Below are 6,843 nucleotides of genomic sequence, written 5' to 3' on the forward strand. Positions count from 1 at the left end.
CATGAATTGGACAGTGCCTCCGGTAAGATGACCGACACGATCAGGCAATCGGTGAATGCAGCCTTAACTCAGGTTGAAAAAGAACTCAAACAAACGGGATTGGCGCAGCAGAAACCCGCCGTCAATGCGCTGAATCAGGTGGTTACAGCAGCTAATGAATCCGTGAGTGCAATGCGACGTGAAATGTCACGTTATACGTGGAAATCCGCGATTTATATCGCCCTGACAATGGTTGCTGTTATGGGGGGCTGTCTCTGGGGGATGTTTTATTTTATCGACAGTGGTTATGACCGAATTGCAAAAATGCAGCGCATGGAAGCGGTCTGGCAAAAAAAAGCCCCGCTGGCTGATATCTCCACGTGTGACGGAAAACCTTGTGTGAAAGTGGATACAAGGCAGTCATATGGTGATAAAAAAGACACCTATCTGATTATCAAACAATAAAAAAACGGCGCTGAATACGCCGTTTTCCCGTGCAAGTCGTCAAAGTAGCGAGGGGGTTTTGAGCGGTTCGCCCTCATTCAACCTATTCATCTGCTAATGAGCCGGAAGGTTGAAAGATCTTTCAGTTTTTACTGATTAAATATGAGCATATTTAATCCAGCAAGTACTTACCATACTACCCTGGAGACTCACCTTTTAAATATCTATTTAATAAGTAACTAAGAGGCCAACCCTCAGAATCATTCAGTAACAGGCACTTAGATATCATTTCAAAATCATCTGATATATAAGCGGAAACATCACTATCTCCACAAACTTTAAATGATAACTTAAATGAAGCTTCTCTTATCCTATTTATTATTTCGATGCAATCGTCAGGAAAACATATATTTTTTATTTTATTAAAACTATTTAGCCACTGTTTTTCAAACTCATCGCCATCTCTTTTATCTAATGCGTCATCAATATTTATATGTAATAAAAAATCAAAAAATTTAGGTTCGTTAATTATCATTAACAATTCATTTAAGTTATCATTAGACATTACATTAACCCTTGCTTAGTTAGCCATTCTTCAATTAAATTAACCGCTTTTACTGGTGTTACATCTGTTCCTAAAGTATGTGTTCCATTCGGAGATTTCACATCAACCCGAATATCATCCAACTTAGATGGTCTTTAGTTACGGAATTTTCTGGGGTTTCTGGCGTAAAACCCTTAATAATATTATTCCATAGTTATTTCTGTTTTCATATATGGGGTTTTAATGAAGTTATTGTTTTTATTGTTCTTTTTATTTCCATTATCCGTTTTAGCTAGTGATTGTGGGATTAAAGATTTTTCTTTATGTCAGTCTGCTGAGAATGGCGATAGTTTAGCTCAAATGAAAATTGCTGATATGTATTCAGAGGGGGATGGTGTAAAGCAAGATAAGCACATCGCTTTTGAATGGTATCAAAAGGCTGCAAATCAAGGTAATGTAGAAGCTCAGAGTATTTTAGGTTCATTGTATCTTTATGGTACAGGCGTTAATTCTAGTAAACCAATGGCATTGAAGTTTTACAAAATGGCAGCTGATCAGGGTGACATAATAGCTATCATTTCATTAGGTCAAATGTATTTGGTTGGATATGGTGTGAAAAAAGATGAGGTTATGGCTTTCAATTTTTATCAAAAAGCAGCTGAACTAGGCGATGTTTCATCACAAGCAATATTATGTGGTTTTTATCGTAAAGGTATAGGAACTGATCAAAATGATGATTTAGCCTTTGAATGGTGCAAAAAAGCCGCAAATAAAGGAAGTGAATCTGCTCAATACGCTCTTGGTAATATGTATTTGAACGGAGTTGGTGTAAAGCAAGATATTTCTGAGAGTCAATTATGGTTCAAGGAATCTTGTGATAATGGTTTTGATTTTGCCTGTTCTAAAGTAGACAAAAAATAATGCCCCAATGATGTGCTAACAAAATTTTCAAATTAATTATTAGAATGTAATAATTAATTGTATTTGTTATAATGATATAGTAATTGTAAGTTTAATATACAACGAGAATAATATGAAGAAAAAAGTAATTAGATTAGTAAGTCAGATAGATGTGAATGAAACCAAAAGTAGTTTAATTTATGAGCAGAAAATGTCATTAATTTACTTTCTTTTTGGTGGATGGTTTTCTTTTTTCTTCATGAAAAAAAAAGGAAATAGAACTGTTTGTTTTTTGCGTGATATCAATTCTATTGATATTTCATCAACAGTAATGACTGGTAATTTAATTACGGTTAATACAAATGATATTCGTTATGTCCTGGAAGTCAGGAATAAAAAGACATGGGTTGATATTTGCAAAACCCTTCCATCCATACTCCCTAACATTATAATTAATGAAAAAAAATAATTCCATTTAAATTATTACAATTCAAACCGGTGAATAAACATAATAAAATTTACCGGTTTGAAATATGACAAAATTATCTGACGTTTGAATTGCTGTTTTATTGTTTTTTGATTACTTTGTTGTTACCAAATCGGTTTTGACCAATATCACCTTTATAAAATATCATTAAGATTGCGAGTGCTAAATAGGAAAGTATTCCTAGCATTCCTATTACTAATCCTATCGTTCCGAATAAATTACCGCCTATATAGGTGAATGATAATGCAATTATAAAAAATAAATATGGCGTAATGAGAAACCATCCAGAGTAATTTACATCATGTAATCTACGGATAGATACGGTTATTTCTGGAATAAAAATTATTAAATAAAATATTGATGCAATCAATGTAAATCTTTCAATAATTAATAGCAGTATAGGGTTAATTATTATAAATGCGATGTATTCCTGACGAGAAGATCGGTCTTTGAAATTAAAATAATTACGGAAACAATTAAAATAACTATTAAAGAATGAACTCATAAAGTCTTTATCCAATTTGATGATGGTTTTCAGTATGATAATTTTTGCTATTTGATTTTTTAAAAATCTGGTCAATGACTATAATTTAACATAAAGGTGCTTAAGCGTAACGCCATTTAGGCACTCAACCTAAAATTCCCCTCAACCGCTCAAAACTCCCTATCTTCTCCCCGTAAAAAGCCCCATTTTTGTGTTAGTGATTTGTTATCAAAACGGCGGTTTGGGTTTCGCGGTAAAAATGACGTCAACCGGCTATTTTTTCCAGAATTGCCACGGTTTTTTTGTTGGTACTGGTATAACAGGTTCGGGTGTTGTCGGCAGCTTGGATTCGATTAATAGCATTGCTTGTTTTAGGCTGTCTATATGTGACTGTTGAGCTGTAACGAGTTGTCTCAGGTGTTCAACTTCCTGTTCTAGTTGCTTTGTTTTATTGGTTTCACTTGTTCCGTTAGGTGTTGCATGTTGTTCATTTATTACAGTGTCACTCTGTTCATGATGAACAGACTTGAATGCGCCAAAAACTCGTAAAAGCTCTGATGTATCTATCTTTTTTATTCCATTCTCATCTGTACATATGGACAATTTTCCGTTTGATATGTAACGGTGAACAGTTGTTCTACTTTTTTTCGTTAATCGTGAAGCTTCACTGATCGATACCAGAGCCATTATTCATCCTCAAATTGATATTTTTATTTGATTATCTTGTGTAAATTGAAAATGTAGCGCGTTAGCTGTTCGACCTTTTTTTACAATATCAACCGTTACCATTAGGTCACTCTTATCATTTAATTCCTTTATGGCGGGTTTTATTACAAACTTATTAAGCTCTGAGAATTTTGAATATTTGTTATCTATTCCCATCATTGAGCGGAAATCATCAACATTGATTAGTCTATCTCCAGTGGCTTTAAATTGCATTAATAGCTCATAAATCCTAATGCTATATGTTCTTTTAAGAGCTGACACATTTTTAACTGCAATACTGGTGAATTGTCCTTTTAACTGAGTTAGGTATGGCATTATTGAGTCAGAAAAAGTTAACTCTATTCGACCTTCCCCTCCAAAATATTTTGCTTTTTGTTGAATCCATCGGATCTCTTCTTTTTTATTTTTCCAATGTATCTGTATCCATCTTTCCGCTAATTTATCTACTGCATCTTGTAAATGTCTCTCTGCATTACCTGTACCCATATTAGGAAAAGCTAGATAAAACTCTTCGGCTGTTAACTCAAAGGTTTTCTCAGGGGACTCATCTTTGGGATTCAACTTACCAATACACATTAATAAAACCCGCTGTTCCTGCAAAGTTAGTTTATAACTAGCTTCAATTAGAGCATTTGATTTGTAGGCTACTAGGTTATTCATCAAAGACCTCCTAATGGTGTTAAATAAATATACACCACTAATACCATTAATGGTATGTTTTATTTTAACACCATCAATGCGTGTGGATATTACCGTAAAAAGCACCATCTATTACCGTAAAAAGCACCATCTATTACCGTAAAAAGCACCATCTATTACCGTAAAAAGCACCATCTATGTTGTTGTAAGTTATTGATTACAGCGAGTTTTTTTTACCCGAAAACAAGATAAAAAACAAAAAAACAAGTTAAAAAGGGAAATGCCTGTGAATAACTCAACCAAAGTTGTCAGATACATCACGCTTCGTAATATTTAAAAGGATGTCGCAAACAACGTTTGCTCCTTTTCAGACAAACCTAAAACACCTCAGTAGCTCCCTCGCTTTGCTCGGGCAACTCGTTGAACATTTCTTTTGTCTACGACCATCCAGCCACTGCGCCGCTGTTTTTTCCGTGTCATTGGGTTCGCTTCGCTCACGGCTCAATCAGGAAGGAGCTGTCTGAGCTTCTGAGCCACGTTTTCAGTATTGGGTGATAAATTCCATTATCGAGCCAATAAAACCTCACCACGGACTTCCTGTGGCGTTTTAGAGGGTATTAACACCCTGTTCTAATCTTCCTTTTTTTGATTGAGTAATGCTTGCCCCTTAAATTTCCATTCTTCCCATTTGGGATTGTCACGGGATAATTCATGCAAGCTGACTAATGCCCCCAGTAGTTTTGCGGGGTCATCTACCGGTTTACCCGTTTGACTGTCCACTAACCCTGCCATAATGAGTAATCCCGCCGATTGATAAAGGGCATGGTCACGCGCTTTACGGGCCGCTTTGGCTTCTGCACGCTTCTCTGCTTGAATAAGATTCATCACCTTTGTGCGGGCTTCCTGTGCTTTTTCTGCTGCCCGCTCTGCCTGAATTAACAATGAGAGCGTTTTTATTTCTTGGGCGGTTTTATCCGCTTTATCGTGCAAAATCACCAATAAGCGTTGTGCCTCATTCGGTGATTTTAAACCACGGATAGTTTGCACTCTGTCTGCCACCCATTTAGCCTGTTTTTCGTTTTTCATCTTTACCACTCATGCAGCTTTTAGAATGAAATAATTATGCTCATGATTGGCAACTCAGGTCAAATTCCACTACAATCCCTATCATCTTTTTATTGATAGGGCGCACTTAGACGTTTCTTCACTTCATTCAGAAACGGTGCGCGCTTGCAGCGGGCGAAAACAGCATGGCATCTTATCATCTCAGCGTTAAAACCGGCGGGAAAGGCAAAGCCACTTCCCATGCCGATTATATTGCGCGTGAGGGAAAATATGCCCGTGAAAAAGACAACGACCTTGAGCATCAAGAGTCCGGCAATATGCCCGCATGGGCAGCGCATAAACCGTCCGAGTTTTGGAAAGCCGCGGACACGTTTGAACGTGCCAACGGCTGTACCTACCGCGAAATTGAAATTGCCCTGCCGCGTGAATTGACACCCGCACAACGCCTTGAGCTTGTTCGTGATTTTATTCAACAGGAAATTGGCGACCGGCACGCCTATCAATTTGCCATTCATAACCCCAGAGCGGCGATTGAAGGCGGTGAACAACCGCATGCGCATATTATGTTCTCTGAACGGCTTAATGACGGTATCGAGCGTGACCCGCAGTTGTATTTTAAACGGGCTAACACGAAAAACCCTGAACGGGGCGGCGCAAAAAAATCTCGTTTTGGCGAAACGCCGACCGAACGCAAGGCATACCTTATCGCCCAGCGAGAACGCTGGGCTGACTTACAGAATAAGTATCTTGAACGGTATCAGCACGCTGACCGCGTTGATGCGCGTTCCCTGAAAGCACAGGGGATTGAGCGTGAGCCGGAGCGACATTTTGGCGCAGGACAGGTCAGGCAGTTTAATACAGCGCAGTTACACGCCCTGATGGAGCGCAGAGAAGCGGAGCGACAGGCTCAGCACTGTCGTGATGAATGTAACTGCGTCATTGATGTCACGACGACATTACGGGAAGCCCTCGCAGAGCGCGATAACGTCACTGAAACACCTAAATGCGAGGTGATGCAAAATGCGACTCAGGGCAGAACGTTTGATTTTGAAAAAGAGTCTGACAAGCTGAACGCACTGGTCAATGATGCCTTGAGTGAGATACAAGACGAGATTGACCTTCAATCCTTGATTAATGACTCGATGGCAGAGTTTCAGAATATTCATCAGGAACTGGTTAAGCAGCAGGAACGCGAGTATTGGGCTGAGCAGCGGCGTCAGCAGGAAAATGAACGACAGCGCCTCGCTGAGCAGAAGCGACAGAAACCGGATGACGGCTGGTCATTTTCACGATAGAGAGAATTTTGTATGAGTGATGAGATTAAAAAAATTGCGGCGCTGATTGGGCATCAGCAAGCGCAGGAAAAGCGTGTGGCGGCGTTGATTGATGAATTTCAGGCAGAATCCGCCAAATTAAGCCGCCAAACAGCACAATTGGCTCAGGTGATCCATGAATTGGACAGTGCCTCCGGTAAGATGACCGACACGATCAGGCAATCGGTGAATGCAGCCTTAACTCAGGTTGAAAAAGAACTCAAACAAACGGGATTGGCGCAGCAGAAACCCGCCGTCAATG

9 protein-coding genes and 1 pseudogene are annotated in these 6,843 nt (G+C 38.9%); 5 read left to right on the top strand and 5 right to left on the bottom strand.

Translation table 11 applies throughout. The features are described 5' to 3' along the window. Positions 1 to 444, top strand: a 444-nt coding sequence (locus FTV42_RS14860) for a tRNA modification GTPase (protein ID WP_180039145.1), incomplete at its 5' end; no start/stop codon positions are given. A gap of 175 nt (positions 445 to 619) precedes the next feature. Here the strand turns inward: FTV42_RS14860 and FTV42_RS14865 are convergent. After that, positions 620 to 988, bottom strand: coding sequence for a hypothetical protein (locus FTV42_RS14865; protein ID WP_179991686.1), 369 nt, complete (start codon positions 986 to 988; stop codon positions 620 to 622). 222 nt (positions 989 to 1,210) lie between these two features. Between FTV42_RS14865 and FTV42_RS14870 the strand changes: the two genes are divergently transcribed. Next, complete coding sequence (locus tag FTV42_RS14870; RefSeq protein WP_179991687.1) at positions 1,211 to 1,888, top strand: tetratricopeptide repeat protein; 678 nt, start codon at positions 1,211 to 1,213, stop codon at positions 1,886 to 1,888. A 112-nt stretch (positions 1,889 to 2,000) separates the two neighbouring features. Then, positions 2,001 to 2,336, top strand: a complete 336-nt coding sequence (locus tag FTV42_RS14875) for a hypothetical protein (protein WP_179991688.1) — start codon at positions 2,001 to 2,003, stop codon at positions 2,334 to 2,336. 97 nt (positions 2,337 to 2,433) lie between these two features. Here FTV42_RS14875 and FTV42_RS14880 read toward each other — a convergent pair whose 3' ends face one another. The 4 genes from FTV42_RS14880 to FTV42_RS14895 form a co-directional block, all read right to left on the bottom strand. Further along, on the bottom strand, positions 2,434 to 2,859 hold the full coding sequence (locus tag FTV42_RS14880) for a DUF805 domain-containing protein (RefSeq protein ID WP_179991689.1): 426 nt from the start codon (positions 2,857 to 2,859) through the stop codon (positions 2,434 to 2,436). Positions 2,860 to 3,111: 252 nt separating this feature from the next. After that, positions 3,112 to 3,525 carry a hypothetical protein gene (locus FTV42_RS14885; protein ID WP_179991690.1) on the bottom strand — a complete coding sequence of 138 codons (414 nt, stop codon included), beginning with the start codon at positions 3,523 to 3,525 and terminating at the stop codon, positions 3,112 to 3,114. Between the two features lie 9 nt (positions 3,526 to 3,534). Further along, positions 3,535 to 4,224: a replication initiation protein gene (locus tag FTV42_RS14890; protein WP_179995751.1), complete on the bottom strand. Its 690-nt coding sequence runs from the start codon at positions 4,222 to 4,224 to the stop codon at positions 3,535 to 3,537. A 609-nt stretch (positions 4,225 to 4,833) separates the two neighbouring features. Next, positions 4,834 to 5,289, bottom strand: a complete 456-nt coding sequence (locus FTV42_RS14895; RefSeq protein ID WP_179991683.1) for a conjugal transfer protein TraD — start codon at positions 5,287 to 5,289, stop codon at positions 4,834 to 4,836. Positions 5,290 to 5,453: 164 nt separating this feature from the next. On the opposite strand from FTV42_RS14895, the gene FTV42_RS14900 reads away from it, so the two are divergent. Together FTV42_RS14900 and FTV42_RS14905 are read left to right on the top strand one after the other, a co-directional pair. Further along, complete coding sequence (locus FTV42_RS14900) at positions 5,454 to 6,563, top strand: MobA/MobL family protein (protein ID WP_179991684.1); 1,110 nt, start codon at positions 5,454 to 5,456, stop codon at positions 6,561 to 6,563. 12 nt (positions 6,564 to 6,575) lie between these two features. Next, positions 6,576 to 6,843 (top strand): annotated as a pseudogene (locus tag FTV42_RS14905) (tRNA modification GTPase); the annotation flags it as partial.

This window comes from Acinetobacter sp. YH16052, assembly GCF_013417155.1.
Lineage (GTDB): Bacteria > Pseudomonadota > Gammaproteobacteria > Pseudomonadales > Moraxellaceae > Acinetobacter.